This window comes from Nocardia sp. NPDC058176 (assembly GCF_042883805.1).
Lineage (GTDB): Bacteria > Actinomycetota > Actinomycetes > Mycobacteriales > Mycobacteriaceae > Nocardia.
The window spans coordinates 298425-314191 of the sequence record NZ_JBHVVA010000005.1; the positions used below are offsets into that span (position 1 = coordinate 298425).

The 15767-nt window shown below is 68.3% G+C and carries 16 protein-coding genes and 1 tRNA gene; 9 read left to right on the plus strand and 8 right to left on the minus strand.

All coding sequences use genetic code 11. From position 1 onward, the window contains the following. Positions 1-2: 2 nt before the first annotated feature. Entirely contained in the window at positions 3-995 is a 993-nt protein-coding gene (locus ACFVVM_RS25750) for an ATP-binding cassette domain-containing protein (protein WP_387623094.1), read from the plus strand. Between the two features lie 6 nt (positions 996-1001). On the opposite strand, the gene ACFVVM_RS25755 is transcribed toward ACFVVM_RS25750, so the two are convergent. After that, positions 1002-1322, minus strand: a complete 321-nt coding sequence (locus tag ACFVVM_RS25755) for a hypothetical protein (RefSeq protein ID WP_387623097.1) — start codon at positions 1320-1322, stop codon at positions 1002-1004. Positions 1323-1654: 332 nt separating this feature from the next. Between ACFVVM_RS25755 and ACFVVM_RS25760 the strand changes: the two genes are divergently transcribed. Next, a complete protein-coding gene (locus ACFVVM_RS25760) occupies positions 1655-2209 on the plus strand; it encodes a DUF4254 domain-containing protein (RefSeq protein WP_387623100.1) in 555 nt (184 codons plus the stop codon). On the opposite strand, the gene ACFVVM_RS25765 is transcribed toward ACFVVM_RS25760, so the two are convergent. The 3 genes from ACFVVM_RS25765 to ACFVVM_RS25775 are packed head-to-tail and all read right to left on the minus strand — an operon-like array spanning position 2210 to position 4811. Continuing rightward, complete coding sequence (locus ACFVVM_RS25765; RefSeq protein ID WP_387623102.1) at positions 2210-2539, minus strand: hypothetical protein; 330 nt, start codon at positions 2537-2539, stop codon at positions 2210-2212. Further along, positions 2540-3688, minus strand: coding sequence for a fatty acid desaturase family protein (locus ACFVVM_RS25770; protein ID WP_387623105.1), 1149 nt, complete (start codon positions 3686-3688; stop codon positions 2540-2542). Positions 3689-3719: 31 nt separating this feature from the next. Further along, positions 3720-4811 carry a ferredoxin reductase gene (locus tag ACFVVM_RS25775; RefSeq protein WP_387623108.1) on the minus strand — a complete coding sequence of 364 codons (1092 nt, stop codon included), beginning with the start codon at positions 4809-4811 and terminating at the stop codon, positions 3720-3722. Positions 4812-4957: 146 nt separating this feature from the next. On the opposite strand from ACFVVM_RS25775, the gene ACFVVM_RS25780 reads away from it, so the two are divergent. Next, complete coding sequence (locus tag ACFVVM_RS25780) at positions 4958-5623, plus strand: TetR family transcriptional regulator (RefSeq protein WP_387623111.1); 666 nt, start codon at positions 4958-4960, stop codon at positions 5621-5623. Positions 5624-5809: 186 nt separating this feature from the next. Here ACFVVM_RS25780 and ACFVVM_RS25785 read toward each other — a convergent pair whose 3' ends face one another. Next, entirely contained in the window at positions 5810-7135 is a 1326-nt protein-coding gene (locus tag ACFVVM_RS25785; RefSeq protein WP_387623113.1) for an MFS transporter, read from the minus strand. A gap of 118 nt (positions 7136-7253) precedes the next feature. Between ACFVVM_RS25785 and ACFVVM_RS25790 the strand changes: the two genes are divergently transcribed. Together ACFVVM_RS25790 and ACFVVM_RS25795 are read left to right on the plus strand one after the other, a co-directional pair. After that, entirely contained in the window at positions 7254-7808 is a 555-nt protein-coding gene (locus tag ACFVVM_RS25790) for a PadR family transcriptional regulator (RefSeq protein ID WP_387623116.1), read from the plus strand. Next, entirely contained in the window at positions 7805-9835 is a 2031-nt protein-coding gene (locus ACFVVM_RS25795; RefSeq protein WP_387623119.1) for an FAD-dependent oxidoreductase, read from the plus strand. The genes ACFVVM_RS25790 and ACFVVM_RS25795 overlap by 4 nt, the downstream gene beginning before the upstream one ends. An 89-nt stretch (positions 9836-9924) precedes the next feature. Here ACFVVM_RS25795 and ACFVVM_RS25800 read toward each other — a convergent pair whose 3' ends face one another. Continuing rightward, positions 9925-11130, minus strand: coding sequence for a phosphotransferase enzyme family protein (locus ACFVVM_RS25800; RefSeq protein WP_387623122.1), 1206 nt, complete (start codon positions 11128-11130; stop codon positions 9925-9927). Positions 11131-11271: 141 nt separating this feature from the next. Here ACFVVM_RS25800 and cmrA point away from each other — a divergent pair, with 141 nt between their 5' ends. After that, positions 11272-12075, plus strand: a complete 804-nt coding sequence (gene cmrA / locus ACFVVM_RS25805; protein ID WP_387623124.1) for a mycolate reductase — start codon at positions 11272-11274, stop codon at positions 12073-12075. Here the strand turns inward: cmrA and ACFVVM_RS25810 are convergent, their stop codons facing one another. Continuing rightward, positions 12076-13743 carry a helicase HerA-like domain-containing protein gene (locus tag ACFVVM_RS25810; protein ID WP_387623126.1) on the minus strand — a complete coding sequence of 556 codons (1668 nt, stop codon included), beginning with the start codon at positions 13741-13743 and terminating at the stop codon, positions 12076-12078. It abuts the gene before it with no gap. Positions 13744-13941: 198 nt separating this feature from the next. On the opposite strand from ACFVVM_RS25810, the gene orn reads away from it, so the two are divergent. The 3 genes from orn to ACFVVM_RS25825 all read left to right on the plus strand — a co-directional run bounded on the left by orn (position 13942) and on the right by ACFVVM_RS25825 (position 15222). Then, positions 13942-14580 carry an oligoribonuclease gene (gene orn / locus ACFVVM_RS25815; protein ID WP_387623129.1) on the plus strand — a complete coding sequence of 213 codons (639 nt, stop codon included), beginning with the start codon at positions 13942-13944 and terminating at the stop codon, positions 14578-14580. A 55-nt stretch (positions 14581-14635) separates the two neighbouring features. Further along, positions 14636-14708 (plus strand) — tRNA-His (locus tag ACFVVM_RS25820). A gap of 64 nt (positions 14709-14772) precedes the next feature. Then, complete coding sequence (locus ACFVVM_RS25825; RefSeq protein WP_387623132.1) at positions 14773-15222, plus strand: hypothetical protein; 450 nt, start codon at positions 14773-14775, stop codon at positions 15220-15222. A gap of 14 nt (positions 15223-15236) precedes the next feature. Here ACFVVM_RS25825 and ACFVVM_RS25830 read toward each other — a convergent pair whose 3' ends face one another. Beyond that, positions 15237-15764, minus strand: coding sequence for a CGNR zinc finger domain-containing protein (locus ACFVVM_RS25830; protein WP_387623135.1), 528 nt, complete (start codon positions 15762-15764; stop codon positions 15237-15239). Positions 15765-15767 lie beyond the last annotated feature (3 nt).

A 15767-nucleotide genomic window follows, 5' to 3' on the forward strand; every position in this document is an offset into this window, starting at 1 on the left:
CGATGGACGAACTCAGCGCGTCGGAACCGATCATCGACATCGACGACCTCACCCGGCAGTTCACCGTCTACCGCAAGAATGCCGGCCGATGGCGCAGACATCGCACCACGATCACCGCGGTCGACCGGATGAGTTTCCGGATCGAACGCGGCTCCGCGGTCGGCTACATCGGCGCCAACGGCGCGGGCAAGTCGACCACGATCAAGATGCTCACCGGCATCCTGGTGCCGACCACCGGCAGCGTGCGCACCTGCGGTCTCGAACCGGTGCGCCAGCGCAGGGAGCTGGCCTCCCGGATCGGCGTGGTGTTCGGCCAGCGTTCGCAGCTGTGGTGGGATCTGCCGCTGCACGAGTCGTTTTCGATCCTGGCGGCGATCCACCGGCTCGATCCCGATGTCGCCGACAAGCGGACCCACGAGCTGGTCGAGCAGCTGGAGATGGCCGACACCCTGGACACGCCCGTGCGCCAGCTCTCGCTCGGGCAGCGGATGCGCGCGGAAGTGGCCGCCGCGCTGCTGCATTCACCGGAGCTGGTGATCCTGGACGAGCCGACGATCGGCCTCGACGTGCTGTCCAAGCAGCGCCTGCGCGAATTCCTGCGCGCCGAGCGCATCGAACGCGGCACGACGCTGCTGCTCACCACCCACGACATGGGCGACATCGAGCGGCTCTGCGACCGGGTGCTGGTCGTCGACCACGGGCGACTCGTCTACGACGGTTCACTGACCGGCCTCGGCGCCACCGTCGGTGCGCGCCGGGTACTCGTGGTCGACCTGGCCGCGCCCACACCGGATCTCGACGACCTGCCGTGCGGTGCGCAACTGCTGTCCAGCGATGCGGGCGGCATGCGGCAGCGGCTGGCCTTCGACGCCGAGCAGACCACGGCGGCGCAGCTGCTCGCCGCGGTCTCCGATCGCGCGCAGGTGCGTGACCTGTCGATCGAGGAGCCCGGCATCGAGGACGTGGTGCGCCGGATCTACGAGTCGGCGCGCTGAGCGGGTTCAGCTGGGCGCGTGCGGATTTCCGGAGTACATGCGCACCTCGCCGTTCTCGCCGAGGAAGGCGTTGACCAGCATGATCCGCTGGGCGAGCAGGTCGGCTTCGTCGGGGGCGCTGGTGGTGATCGAGATCTGCGGGATGGCGGACCAGTTGACCACGTAGCGCTCCGGTGGCCCGTCGTCGTCGGACAGGCGCGCGAGCCGGAACACCGAGACCGCCCGGCGCTCCATGAGGTCACGCACGACGTCGGCGATTCGCTGCGGGTCTTCCAGCGCGAACAGGAACCCGAACGTCAACTCGGGCGAGGACACATAGGCGGGCACGTTTATCGAGGTTAGTGCATACGGCGGCGACGCCGGAACACAGCGGGGAAATGATTGCCGTGAATGCGCCATGCGGTTACCGCGCGGACGTCACGGGGAGACATCACCGTAACGCTGCATAACAATTTCTGCCGACCGCCGGTTTCGTACACCATACTATTGCGCGGTGACGCCGGATCGCGCTTTCCTGAAAGGGTCCCGATCAATCCCCGGGTCGTCTTCCTCGCCGCAGCGTCGCGGATATTCGTCGACGCCCGGGCGGGGCTACGCCGGTGCCGGGGAGTGCACCTCCCCCGAATCCTCCTCGGCCCTGGCGTATCCAGAATCTGTCAGTGAGTGCTATCAGGGGCGTGCACATGACCATCGATCCCGGCCATCGTGTGGATGACACGCACCTGCCGCCACCCTCGGCCCTGCTCCGGGCCTTTCTCGAACCCGCCGACCCCGATCCGGCCCGGCATCGCGTGCTCGACGCCGCCAGCGGACTCGCCCGCTGCCACGACCGCAGGCGCAGAGCACTGGAGACGGCCCGCCAGCCCGGCGCGGCCAGCGGCCGGATCGCGGAATCGGGCCGCCTGATCGATGACATCGACGACGAGCGCACCGCGCTGATCGCCCGCATCGACGCCTGGGTCGCCACCAACATCGCCCACCGGTCGGGTGCCTCCCTGCACACCGAGACGCTGGGCGCGGTGATCGACCGGATGGCCGCGAAATGGGTCGCCGCCAAGCACGCGCTCGACGGCGACCCGATGACGACGACGGCACCACGGCAGCGGGAGGCTCGCGCCCATCTGCAGTGGTGCCGTCTTGCCGAGTTGACCGATGGTTACCGCGACCTGATCACCGATGTCGCCGAACGCCGCAGGCGGCTGCCGGTGTGGTGATCAGCGCTGCTCGGTGGTCGGGTCCGGTGCGGTGGCCTTCGGCTCGGTCACCGGCCAGGAATCGTCGTCGCGGGTGGTCGTCACGTCCTCGATGACGACATCCTCGACGACGGCCTCCTCGTAGTGGCGCCGCGCGTCCGCCGCGGCATCACGCCGAGCCGCCGCGGCCGCCTCGTTCATCTCGATCGCGTCGGTGATGAACTCGCCGATCTCCTTGGCGACCGCGCCGACGGTTCCGGTGATGATGGCGGCGATATTGCCGACCCGCTGGGCACCGGAGGACGTCAATTCCTGGACCAGATCCTTGTTGCTTTCGAATTTGCCGACCATTTACACGCCCACTTCGGTTGCCTTCCGATTACGCATAACGATAACACCGGGCTTGGGCGCCCTCTTCACGAAGCGATCCGGCACCGAGAGCGCGAAGATCTTGGCCCAGACCGAGCCGATCTGCTTGGAGAAACGACCGGTGTTGTAGGGCAGGCCGTACTTCTCGGCCAGCGCCTTCACCTCGGGCGCCATCTCCGGGTACCGGTTGGCCGGGATATCGGGGAACAGGTGGTGCTCGATCTGGTGCGACAGGTTGCCCGACATGATGTGGAACAGCCGCGAGCCCTTGATGTTGGCCGAGCCGAGCATCTGCCGGACATACCACTCGCCGCGGGTCTCGACCTCGGTCTCCTCCTTGGTGAAGGTCTGCACGCCCGCCGGGAAGTGCCCGCAGAAGATGATCGAGAAGGTCCACAGGTTGCGCACCAGGTTGGCGGCGGCGTTACCGGCCAGGGTGTGGAAGAACAGCGGGCCGGTCAGCGCCGGGAACACCACGTAGTCCTTGAGCACCTGCCTGCTCGCCTTGCGGGCCTGGCCCTTGAGCAGCGGCTTGAGATCGCTCCACTTGCGCTTGCCCTGGATGATGTTCTCGGCCTCGAGGTCGTGCAGCATCACGCCCCACTCGAACAGCACCATCAGCAGGAACGCGTACACCGGGTTGCCCAGGTAGTACGGATTCCACTTCTGGCCCTCGTCGATGCGCAGGATGCCGTAGCCGATGTCGCGGTCCATGTCGTGGACGTTGGTGTAGGTGTGGTGCATGTAGTTGTGCGAGTGCTTCCACTGGTCCGCCGGGCAGACGGTGTCCCAGTCGAATTCGCGGGAGTTGATGCCGCGCTCGCGCATCCAGTCGTACTGGCCGTGCATGACGTTGTGGCCGATCTCCATGTTGTCGAGGATCTTCGACACACCGAGCGCGGCGACGCCGGCCAGCCAGAACGGGGGCAGGAAGCCCAGGTACATCAGCCCGCGCCCGGCGATCTCGAGGCCGCGCTGGGTCTTGATGATCTTGTAGATGTAGTCGCGGTCGCGCTCGCCCAGATCGGCGTCGATGCGGGCGCGCAGCGCGTCGAGCGCCTGGCCGAGCTCCTCGACCTGCTCCGGGGTCAGGATGATCGGGCCGTCTTTGCCTTCAGTGAGAATCGTCATGGCTATCTCTCCCCTTGTTGGATTCGGTTGTCTAGAGGGCGATGTCGACGTCGCCGACCGCGGTGTTCACGCAGATCTGGATCTGCTTGTCGGGATCGGCATCCAGCTCGCCGGTGCGCAGATTGCGGGTGCACCCGGAGACCTTGGTGGCGGTGCAGGAGAAGCAGATCCCCATGCGGCAGCCGTATTCCGGGGTCAGGCCCACCGCTTCGGCCTGTTCGAGCAGCGGTGCTCCGGTGTTCTCGGCGGCGACGGCGCTGCCGGAGAAGGTGACGGTGCCGGTGGCCTCGGCCGGGTCGGCCGGGACGGTGGTGAGGGTGAACTCCTCGCTGTGCACCCGATCCTGCAGACCCTCGGCCTCGAAGATCGTCTGCACCGACTTCATCAGCGGCGGCGGACCACAGACGAAGGTCTGCGCGTCGGCGAACCAGGGCGCCACGCGCTCGAGCTCGTCGTAGTCGAAGAATCCGCTGCCGGTGGAGGTTTCGCCGTTCACCACGGTGCCGGGCTCCACCGGGTAGCGATACTCCACGCGGAAGTTGGGCCTGCGGTTGGCGATCGCGGCCAGTTCGGCGCGGTGCGGCACCATCTCGGGCTGGCGCGCGTAGTGCAGGAAGGTCACCTGGCCGGTGTGCCCCTCGGCGTCGAGGGTGCGCAGCATCGACAGCACCGGGGTGATGCCGCTGCCGCCACTGACCAGCAGCACCTTCTGTGGACGGCGCTCGGGCAGCGCGAACACACCGGAGGCGGGCGCCAGGTCCACGACCATGCCCGGCCTGGCGTGCTCGTGCAGGTAGTTCGACACCAGCCCGCCCGGATGCGCCTTGACGGTGAGCTGGATATAGCGGTCGCCGCGACTCTCCGGGTCGATCGGCGAGTAGCAGCGCGTGTGGCGAACGCCGTTGATCGACACACCGATCTGCACGTACTGACCGGCGGCGTGACCACGCCACTGGCGCGAAGCCCGCAGCGTGAGCGTCACCGAGCCCGGCACCGCGTGCGACACATGGGTGACCTCGGCGCGCAGTTCCCGCGCGGTCAGCGCGGGGCTGACGAGTTCCAGGTACCGGTCCAGCGGGTGCGGCGTCGTCAACGTCTGCACCAGATCGATCAGTCCCACCATGATGTGTTGCCCCTCTGCGGAAGTTCCGTCGGCGTGCGATCCACAATTTCAGTGCACGCCTGTACACTCACCAGTGTGCCGGATGGACCCGGCCCACTGTCAACCGGCAATAATGTGAGCCGGGCAACATGAGCAGGGAAGCGACTATGGTGAACGGATGTATGCTCACCGATGTGACTGAGCAGGCAGGAACCCGTAACGAGCGCAAAGCGCACACCCGGGCGGCCCTCCTCGAGGGCACCCTGGCGCTGGCCGCCGACCGCGGGTTCGCGGCGCTGAGCCTGCGCGAGATCGCGCGCTCGGCCGGGATCGTGCCGACCGCGTTCTACCGCCACTTCGCCTCACTCGACGACCTCGGCGCGACCCTGGTCGACGAGGGCGTCACGGCGCTACGGCTGGCGTTGCGCGAGGTCAGGCGCAAGCCGGACGCGCATCTGGCCGATACCGTCCGCTTCGTCTTCGACCAGGTCAGGGTCAAGCGCGCGCTGTTCGGCTTCCTCATCCGCGAACGTCACGGCGGATCGGCCGCACTGCGTCAGGCGATCGCGCTGGAGATGCAGTTGATCGTGCGCGAGATCGTCGCCGACCTGTCGCGGCTGCGCGCGCTCGACGCCTGGAGCACGACCGAGCTGGAGATCGCCGCGGACCTGCTGGTCAACACGGTCACCGACGGCATCGCCGCATTCGTGGCGTCGACACCGCGCGAGGAATCGGCGGTCGTCGAGCGGACCGTCATGCAGATGCGCCTGATCGCCCTCGGCATCGGCGGCTGGCACGCTGGTCCGCCTCCCCGAGATTCAGGCCAGACCTAGGCGCGTGCTGATCCGCGTGGGCGGCCGGCGGGTTGCTCGGTGGTTCGGTAGCCCGTGCCCGGTGAGTTACCCATGTGCGAGCGAGATCAGTTGTCGCGGTGGTCATCGTGGGGGGTTGACTCGAATCAGAGTACGGGTGTTCACACAAAATTGACGTCGTGGTGTCGGTGATATCGCACAGTTGCGTCACACTGTCTTCGCCGGTGCGCGGACCGGGAGCAGGACCAGCAGGCCGGCGACCAGGACGACCAGGAGGCCGCCGATACCCGCGCGGTCGCTGCTGAACAGCCAGACGAACAGGCCGAACAGGGCGGGTGCCAGGAACGAGACCGCGCGGCCGGTCGTGGTGTACAGCCCGAACAGCTGGCCCTCCCGTCCGGGCGGGGCGAGGCGTGCCAGGAACGAGCGGGCCGAGGACTGGGCCGGGCCGACGAAGACGGTGAGCGCGAGTCCGAAGATCCAGAACATCAGCGTGCCCGACACCACGAGCAGCATCGATCCGCACAGGATCATGCCGACCAGCGAGGCCACGATCACCCGCTTGGGCCCGAGCCGGTCGTCGAACCGCCCGGCTACGACGGCCGCCGCGCCCGCGACCACGTTGGCGGCGATGCCGAACAGCAGCACGTCGGCGGTGGCGAATCCGTACACCTGTACCGCGAGCACCCCGCCGAAGGTGAACACCCCGGCCAGCCCGTCGCGGAACACCGCGCTCGCGAGCAGGAACCACACGGTGTGCCGGTCGGTGTTCCACAGCTCGCGCACATCACGCCACAGCACCCGGTAGGAACCTAGGAATCCCACCCGCGCCGCGCCGGGATCGGCACCGGTGCGCGGCAGCTCCGGGACCGCGAACAGCACCGGCAGCGCGAACACCGTGAACCAGACGGCCGCGAGCACGATCGCCAGTCGCACATTGAGGCCCTGGTCGGTGGGTATGCCGAACAGGCCGCGGGTGTCGCCGTCACCGGCGAGGAACCCCACGTAGCAGATGAGCAGCAGCGCGATGCCGCCGAAATAGCCCATCGCCCAGCCGAATCCGGAGACCCGCCCGACCGTGGCCGGAGTCGAGACCTGCCGCAGCATGGCGTTGTAAGGCACGCTGGCCAGCTCGAAGACGGCCGCGGCGAAGGCCAGCAGCGCCAGGCCGAGCCACAGGTCGTGGTAGTCGTCGTGGACGAAGAACATCAGCGACATCGCGCCGACGACCAGCGCCGTCAACGTCGCCAAGGCCCGCTTGCGCGAACCGACGGCATCGAAGTACTGCCCGCAGACCGGTGCCGTGAGCGCGACGACCAGGCCCGCACCGGCCAGCGCCCAGCCCAGCCAGGCACTCGCCGAGATGGAACCCGGCAGGTCCTTGCCGACCGAATCGGTGAGATACACCGAGAACACGAAGGTCAGCGTGACGGCCTGGAATGCCGATGACCCCCAGTCCCACAGTCCCCATGCCACTACCTGGCCGCGTCCGGCCGCCTCACCGACGGTATCGGCCGCGTTCACCTCGGTCATGAGGCGAAGCGTATCGGCCATTCACGGTTCCGGCAGCGCACATCGACGTTTTTCGGTAAGCCAACCCTTCATATGAACCTGGTTGCATAGTACCGCCCGTCCCGGATACTCTCGTCACATGGCACTGGAGCACGCGCTGCTGGTCTCGCTCAGCGAACGGGCGGGGTCGGGCTATGAACTCGCTCGCCGGTTCGACAAGTCGATCGGCTACTTCTGGAGTGCCACCCATCAGCAGATCTACCGGGTCCTCAAGCGCATGGAGGACTCCGGCTGGGTGACCGCCGAATCGGTGAACCAGCAGGGCAAGCCCGACAAGAAGGTGTATTCGGTGGCGCGGGCCGGGCAGGCCGAACTGGCCCGCTGGCTCGCCGAACCCACCACCTCGGTGCCCTCCCGCGACGAACTCGGCGTGAAGATCCGCGGCGCCGCGCACGGCGACATCGACGCCATCTGCGCCGAAGTGGCCCGTCACCGCGCCCAGCACGCCCAGCGACTCGACGAGTTCCAGCTCAGCGAAAAGAAATTCTTCCCGGTACCGGACCAGCTCTCCGGCACCGAGCTGCACCAGTATCTGGTCCTGCGCGGAGGTATCCGCACGGAGTCCGGCTACGTCGAATGGTGCGACGAAGTACTGCAGGCCCTGCGACCGCGAAAAGGTGAACCCAGCCCATGAGTTCCTTTCCCCATCTGTTCGAGCCACTCGACCTCGGCCACACCACCCTGCGCAACCGAGTGGTCATGGGTTCCATGCACACCGGTCTCGAGGACCGCGCCTGGGACACCAACAAGCTGGCCGCCTACTTCGCCGAACGCGCCCGCGGCGGGGTCGGCCTGATCATCACCGGCGGCTACGCGCCCAACCGCACCGGCTGGCTGCTGCCCTTCGGCGGCAAGCTCACCACCAAGTCCGAGGCCTACCGGCACCGCACCATCACCAAGGCGGTGCACGCCGAGGGCGGCAAGATCGCCATCCAGATCCTGCACGCGGGCCGGTATTCCTATATGCCGACCAGTGTTTCGGCCTCGGCGATCAAGTCCGCGATCAACCCGTTCAAGCCACGCGCCCTTTCGTCCAAGGGTGTCGAGAACACCATCGACGACTACGCCCGCTGCGCGAAGCTGGCCAAGTTCGCCGGCTACGACGGCTGCGAGATCATGGGCGGTGAGGGCTATTTCATCAACCAGTTCCTCGCGCCCCGGGTGAACAAGCGCACCGACAAGTGGGGTGGCACGCCGGAGAACCGGCGCAGGCTGCCGGTGGAGATCGCCCGGCGCATCCGCGCGGCGGTCGGCCCCGATTTCATCATCGTGTTCCGGCTGTCGATGGCCGAGCTGGTGGAGAAGGGCCAGACCTTCGACGAGATCATCGCGCTGGCACAGGAATTGGAGGCGGTCGGTGTCGACATCCTCAACACCGACATCGGCTGGCACGAGGCGCGGGTGCCCACCATCGTCACCTCGGTGCCGCGCGCGGCGTTCGTGGAGTTCACCGCCAAGGTCGCCCGCAAGGTGTCCATCCCGGTGTGCGCGTCGAACCGGATCAACATGCCCGAGATCGCCGAGGAGATCCTCACCCGCGGTGACGCGGCGCTGATCTCGCTGGCCCGTCCGCTGCTGGCCGATCCCGAGTGGGCCAACAAGGCCAAGGGTGACCGCGCCGACGAGATCAACACCTGCATCGCCTGCAACCAGGCCTGCCTCGACCACGCCTTCGGCAACAAGAAGGTGTCGTGTCTGGTCAACCCGCGGGCGGGCAGCGAGACCACGCTGCAGCTGCTGCCGACCCGGCGGGCCAAGCGCTTCGCGGTGGTCGGCGCCGGTCCCGCCGGCCTCTCGGCGGCGGTGAGCCTGGGCGAGCGCGGCCATCACGTCGACCTGTTCGAGGCCGACGACAAGATCGGCGGCCAGTTCGACATCGCCCGCCGCATCCCCGGCAAGGAGGAGTTCGACGAGTCGATCCGCTACTTCCGCCGCCGGATCGAACTCACCGGCGTGGCCCTGCATCTCGAAAAGCGGGTCAGCGCCGAGGAATTGATCGCCGGTGGGTACGACTCGGTCATCCTGGCGACCGGCGTGCGCCCGCGCATCCCCAACATTCCCGGCATCGACCATCCGATGGTGCTCTCCTATGCCGAGCTGGTGAAGGAGGAGAAGCCGGTCGGCAAGAAGGTCGCGGTGATCGGCGCGGGCGGCATCGGCTACGACGTGAGCGAATACCTCACCGTCGAGGGCCATCCCACCCTCAAGCTCGACGAGTGGAAGGAGGAGTGGGGTGTCGACTCCGAGGACGAGCAGTCCCGCGGCCAGCTCAAGGCCCCCAAGCCCTCCCCCGCCGCCCGCGATGTCGTGCTGCTGCAACGCAAGTCGACCCCGTTCGGCAAGGACCTCGGCAAGACCTCCGGCTGGGTGCACCGCGCGGCGCTCAAGGCCAAGGGCGTCGAACAGGTCGGCGGCGTGAACTACGACCGCATCGACGACGCGGGCCTGCACATCAGCTTCGGCGAGAAGCACGAGAACCCCCGCGTCATCGAGGTCGACAACGTGATCGTCTGCGCGGGCCAGGAATCCGTGCGCGAACTCGAAGAGCCCCTGCGCGCCGCGGGCGTGGACCTGCACCTCATCGGCGGCGCCGACCTGGCCGCCGAACTCGACGCCAAGCGCGCCATCGCCCAGGGCACCCGCCTGGCAGCGTCCCTCTAACCCCCCGAACCCGGTCGTCCGACGCGACGGACGACCGCCGCACCGCCCCGTCCGCCGCTTCGCATCCGGTGGGCGGGGCGGTGTTCTGGCTAGCTCGTGGCCAGGTCGGCGACCAGGTCGCGCAGGTCTCGTCCGGCGGGGGTCTCGTACCAGCGCAGGTGGCCGAGCAGCCAGTCCTCGTAGGCGATTTCGGCGTTGCGTGGCTCGTCGGCGACGGTGCGGAAGTAGTCGATCTCGGAGAGTTCGTAGCCGATGTGGGCCAGCGGGAGGATCGCCGGGAGCAGCGTTTGTTCGGCGCGAGACAGCGACCGCTCGGCACGATAGCCCTGGATCAACGCGGTGACCTGGTCCTCCCGCACATTCGCAGGGCCGCCATCGCGCAGCGAAACCCAGTCCACCGCAGCACGTTCGATCGCGATGGCCAGGTCGAAGACCGCCGTCGTCCGGTCGGCGAGCCCGAAATCGATCACCGAACTCACCTCGTGCCCGTCCCAGAGCAGGTTGGTCGCGTGCCAGTCCCCATGTGTCCACAGCGGTTCGACGCCATCGAGATCAACGCGCAGATCAGGAATCTCGGCCCGCCAGTCGCGACCACCGAGGAACCGTGCCACCGCGGGCCGGTGCGCGATGTGCCATTCGAACGCGCTCACCACATCGTCGCCGTGCGAACTCGACACCAATGGCCGAGCCGACCGCGCGGGCGCGTCGAATCCCACTGCCGCCAAGTGCAATCGCGCCAACATCGTCCCCGCCCCCGTCGCATCACCGACATCGCGATAGGGCGACCAGGAGAAATCCTCCCGATACCGATCCTCCCCCACCCCCACCCGATGCACCTCGTAAATGAACCCACCGAATTCCGAGAGTCCGCCGCGTGAGGGTGCCCAGTCGCCTACCGCGGCTCGCACCTCCGGCACCGGAATCCCCCGAGTCCGCAGGTGCGCCATGAATCGGTACTCCTCGGCGAGTGCCGCCCGATCCCGCAGCCGCAGGGGCAGGCGCTTGACCACGAGCTGTTCACCGTCGGCCACGCGTACCCCCACCGTCGACGACAGTGGTCGCGGGCTGTGCCATTCGACCGCGGCAACCTCGACCCCGTCCCAGGTGGCGGCCACCGCGCGGGCGATCTCGTCCTCGGTGAGGGTGGGCCAGGTGGGTTCGACCAGTGGAGCATCGCCCATCCCGAACACGTGATCATCAGTCATGATGCGAGTCTGCTCGTCGACGGCGAGGGCGGGCCAGGTCGGCGCGGTCAGTGGATCGTCGCCCATGCCGAACACGCGATCGTCGCCCATGGCCGCGTCCGACCTCGTCGCGTCGCGCCACAGTGGGTGGTGCGGAGTGGCTGGACGGGTCCGGTGTCATGAGAACGCTCATGCTAGGCCCCGCGCGGTTCCAGGTGCGCCCGTGCCGGGACCGTCACCTAAGCTCGCCGTGTGAGCTTGCCCTCCCCCACTGCAGACAATCGTGCCGTCGTCACCGGCGCGTCCTCCGGCATCGGTACCGCGCTGGCCGCCGAGCTGGCCGGTCGCGGCTATTCGCTGATCCTGGTCGCCCGGCGCGGTGAGGTCCTGACCGAGCTGGCCCAGCGGCTGACGCTGGCGCACGGGATCACCGCCGAGGTGCGCGCGGTCGATCTGGCCGATCGGACGCAGCGGGCCAGCCTGGTCGACGAGCTCGCGGTGCGCGACATCGCCGTGCTGTGCAACAACGCGGGCATCGCGACCTTCGGCCCGGTGGCCGAGCTCGACTTCGCCTACGAGCGCGCGCAGATGGAGCTCAATGCCACCGCCGTGCACGATCTGACCTTGGCCGTGCTGCCGGGCATGATCGAGCGCAAAGCGGGCGGCATCCTGATCAGCGGCTCGGCCGCGGGCAACATGCCGATCCCGAACAACGCCACCTACGCGGCGTCGAAGGCCTTCGCCAACACCTTCTCCGAGTCGCTGCGCGGCGAGCTCAAGGGCAGCGGCGTCAACGTCACCCTGCTGGCGCCGGGCCCGGTGCGCACCGAGACCCCCGCCCCCGAGGACGAGTCCATCGTCGACCGGATGGTCCCCGATTTCCTCTGGGTCTCCTCCGAGTACACCGCCAAGGTCTCCATCGACGCGCTGGCCCGCAACAAGATGCGCATCGTCCCCGGCCTGATCTCCAAGGGCATGAGCGTGGCGGGCAACTACGGCCCGCGCTCGTTCACCGCACCGATCGCCGGGGCGTTCTACAAGAAGCTGGGCAGCTAGTCACCGCCGCTTCCGCGTCCCGAACAGACTCCGGCTGATCTCGCGCCCGGCCGCACTCGCCGCCGAGCGCAGGAAGCTCTTGACCGCCGGATTCTGCATGATCTGATCGGCCGCCGAAGGTTCCGGCCGCGACGGTGTGCGGCCGGGAGCCGGTGCGGATTCGGGCGCCGGGTCGGCGGCCGCCATCCGGGCCAGCAGCATCTCGTAGGCCGATTCCCGGTCGATGCTCTGACCGTATTTCCCCTGCAGCGCGCTCGACAGCGCCTTGGACTTGATCGCGTCGTCGCCGATGGTGTCCATCAGCGAGCGCGGCGGCGCGATCTTGGTCCAGGCCACCGGGGTCGGCGCGCCCTTCTCCGAGAGCACGGTGACGACCGCCTCACCGGTGCCCAGCGAGGTCAACGCCGACTCGAGGTCGTACACCGACGACTTCGGGTAGGTGCGCACCGTCTTCGACAGCGCCTTCTGGTCGTCGGGGGTGAAGGCGCGCAGCGCGTGCTGGACGCGGGCGCCGAGTTGGGAGAGCACCGGATTCGGGATGTCGGTGGGCAGCTGGGTGCAGAAGAACACCCCGACGCCCTTGGACCGGATCAGCTTCACCGTCTGCTCGACCTGCTGCAGGAAAGCCTTGGACGCCTCGGCGAACAGCAGGTGCGCCTCGTCGAAGATGAACACCAGCTTGGGCTTGTCGACATCGCCCACCTCGGGCAGCGTCTGGAACAGATCGGCGAGCACCCACATCAGGAAGGTGGAGAACAGCACCGGCCGCGCGGCCTGCTGACCGAGTTCGAACAGCGTGATCACGCCCTGCCCGCCCGCGGTGCGCAGCAGGTCGGCCGGATCGAGTTCCGGTTCGCCGAAGAAGGTGTCGCCGCCCTCGGCCTCCAGGTTCACCAGCGACCGCAGGATCACCCCGGCCGTCTGCGCCGACACCCCGCCGATGCCCTTGAGGTCTTCCTTGCCCTCCGGGCTGGTCAGGTGGGTGATCACCGCGCGCAGATCCTTCAGATCCAGCAGGGCGAGGCCGCGCTGATCGGCCCAGTGGAAGATGAGGCCGAGGGTGGATTCCTGGGTGTCGTTGAGGCCGAGCACCTTCGCCAGCAGGATCGGCCCGAACGAGGTGATCGTCGCCCGGATCGGCACCCCGATACCGCCGGTGCCGAGCGAGACGAATTCGGTAGGGAATCCGCTCGGCGCCCAGTCGGCGGCACCGGTCTCGGTGGCGCGGGCCCGGATCTTCTCGTTGTCCTGTCCCGGCTCGCTCAGTCCCGACAGGTCGCCTTTGATGTCGGCCATCACCACCGGAACCCCGGCCCGCGAGAGATGTTCGGCGATGCCCTGCAGCGTCTTGGTCTTTCCGGTTCCCGTGGCACCGGCGACGAGTCCGTGCCGGTTCATCATCCGCAGCGGAATGCGCACGCGGGCAGCGGGATCGGTCGTGCCGTCGACCATCACCGTGCCGAGTTCCAGGGCGGGACCGTCGAAGGCGTAGCCCGCCGCGATCTCGGCGGCCGCGCCCGAAGCCGCGGGGGTGTCGGCCGATTCGGTGCTCGCGGCGGCGGCTTCCTGTTCGGCGGCTTCGGCGGCCGCGGCCGCCTCGGCGGCGACCCGTGCCGCTTCCTCGGCCGCCTTGCGTGCCGCTGCCGCCTTTTCCTGAGGGGTGGTCATTCGCGCGTCCTCCGTCTGGTCACACTGCCGTACGCAAGAAAAGCTCGAAAACGTCTGGGGGAAAACCTCAGGCAAACTGTATCCCCGCCGGTCATCCGGGTGGCGACCATCCGGCGATGTCGGCGCGCAACCCGGCCGCCTCGCCCGCCCGACGCACCTGCCGCCCCGGCGTGCCGACACACCGTTAGGGTGACTCAGGTGTCCGACAAACTCTTGGTGTGGATGGATTGCGAGATGACGGGGCTCCGTCTCGACAGCGACAAGCTGATCGAGATCGCCGCGCTCGTAACCGACAGCGACCTCAACATTCTCGGTGACGGTGTCGACATCGTCATCCACGCCGACGACGCGGCGCTGGCGTGCATGCCGCCGGTCGTCGCCGACATGCACGCGAAATCCGGTCTGACCGAAGAGGTCCGGCGTTCGACCGTGACCCTGGAACAGGCTCAGGCCGAGGTGCTGGACTACCTCAAGCAATACGCGCCGACCGCGCGCACGGTGCCGCTGTGCGGTAACTCGATCGCCACCGATCGCGGTTTCATCGCCCGCGACATGCCGGAGCTCGACGCGCACCTGCACTACCGGATGGTCGACGTGAGCTCGATCAAGGAGCTGTGCCGCCGCTGGTACCCGCGCATCTACTTCGGCCAGCCGGAGAAGGGCCTGGCCCACCGCGCCCTGGCCGACATCAAGGAATCCATCCGCGAGCTCGAGTACTACCGCCGCACCGCGTTCGTCCCGCTGCCCGGCCCGTCCACCGCCGAGATCACCGCCGCCGCCGAATCGGTCACCGAGGCCGTGGATGTCACCGGATCGAGCCCCCGACCAGCGGATTAGGGTCTGACCCGGAAAACACGCTAGTATCTACGGCGCCGGTGATTCACCGGTGATGGTGACCGTAGTTCAGTTGGTAGAGCACCAGGTTGTGATCCTGGCTGTCGCGGGTTCGAGTCCCGTCGGTCACCCGAAGAGCCGCTGGCCGGGTCCTGAGCAATCAGGACCCGGCCAGCGGTCTATCCAGGGGGATACATGACGACACCACCGCGTACCACCGGCGTGGGCCCGGTCCAGCGCATCCTGTTCCTTGTCGGCGCGCTCGTCTTCGGCGCGGGCGCGCTCTTCGCCGCGGTCCAGCCGGTGAACGCGCTCGCGTATCTGGCCGGCCTCGGGGAATCGGTCACGATCGAGGTCACCGGGGGGTCCGTCGGATCGTTCGGCGGCAACGGCAGTCACCAGGGCACAGGCACGATCGTCGGCGACGGACGCACGGTGCAGCTGTGGGACGTCCGTAGCGGCGAGACCGTCGAGGCGCGCACCGTCCTGATCGATCTGAGCCTGACCGGCGCGCACGCCTATCGCGACGGCCTGCAGGCGAGCAAGGACTTCCTCTGGGTGATCGGCCTGCTCGTCCTCGGCGCGCCCGCGCTCATCTTCGGCCTGGCCGCGATCGCACCGGGTCGCCGACGGAATCGCGGATAGGTTCCCGCTCGATCTCACCCGGCCGTGGCGCGGCTCGCTCGATGTCGGCGCACGGCCGATCGGTTCGCGCAGGCCGGGCTGCAGAAGCGTTGCCGACCGTTGCGGGAGGTGTCGGCGTAGACCTGGGCGCAGCCATCGGCCGCGCAGGCGCCGAGGCGGTCCATGCCGAGGCCGGTCAGGTGCAGGGCGGTGCCGACCGTGATGAGGGCGGCGATCTGGCGGTCGGTCGCGACGCCGGGGTCGCGGAAGTGAAGGTGCCAGCCGTCGCCCGCGTGGTCGGTCAGCCGGGGTGCCGAGGCGTAGTCGGCCAGCAGCGCGTTGAGCAGCTCCGCGCGGCCGGGGCGGTCCGCGCACTCCACCACGCGCCGCCAGCGCGCCAGGAACGCCGTCACCGACGCCAGGTCGGCCTCGGTCGGCGGGCCGGGCAGGACGAGCCCCGCGGCCGCACAGCGTCGACCCAGGTCCGCCGCGCTCGCGCAGGGCTCGTTGAGCAGGCCGACCCCCAGCCGCACCGGCTCCCGTCCGTAATGGTTGTAATGCACAAT

Bases quoted from the DNA above. Each gene is read 5' to 3' on its own strand.
- ACFVVM_RS25750 (WP_387623094.1), top strand. From the start codon at position 3: ATGGACGAACTCAGCGCGTCGGAACCGATCATCGACATCGACGACCTC.
- ACFVVM_RS25765 (WP_387623102.1), bottom strand. From the start codon at position 2,539: ATGGTCGGCAAATTCGAAAGCAACAAGGATCTGGTCCAGGAATTGACG.
- ACFVVM_RS25770 (WP_387623105.1), bottom strand. From the start codon at position 3,688: ATGACGATTCTCACTGAAGGCAAAGACGGCCCGATCATCCTGACCCCG.
- ACFVVM_RS25775 (WP_387623108.1), bottom strand. From the start codon at position 4,811: ATGGTGGGACTGATCGATCTGGTGCAGACGTTGACGACGCCGCACCCG.
- ACFVVM_RS25780 (WP_387623111.1), top strand. From the start codon at position 4,958: ATGGTGAACGGATGTATGCTCACCGATGTGACTGAGCAGGCAGGAACC.
- ACFVVM_RS25785 (WP_387623113.1), bottom strand. From the start codon at position 7,135: ATGACCGAGGTGAACGCGGCCGATACCGTCGGTGAGGCGGCCGGACGC.
- ACFVVM_RS25790 (WP_387623116.1), top strand. From the start codon at position 7,254: ATGGCACTGGAGCACGCGCTGCTGGTCTCGCTCAGCGAACGGGCGGGG.
- ACFVVM_RS25795 (WP_387623119.1), top strand. From the start codon at position 7,805: ATGAGTTCCTTTCCCCATCTGTTCGAGCCACTCGACCTCGGCCACACC.
- ACFVVM_RS25800 (WP_387623122.1), bottom strand. From the start codon at position 11,130: ATGGGCGACGATCGCGTGTTCGGCATGGGCGACGATCCACTGACCGCG.
- ACFVVM_RS25810 (WP_387623126.1), bottom strand. From the start codon at position 13,743: ATGACCACCCCTCAGGAAAAGGCGGCAGCGGCACGCAAGGCGGCCGAG.
- ACFVVM_RS25825 (WP_387623132.1), top strand. From the start codon at position 14,773: ATGACGACACCACCGCGTACCACCGGCGTGGGCCCGGTCCAGCGCATC.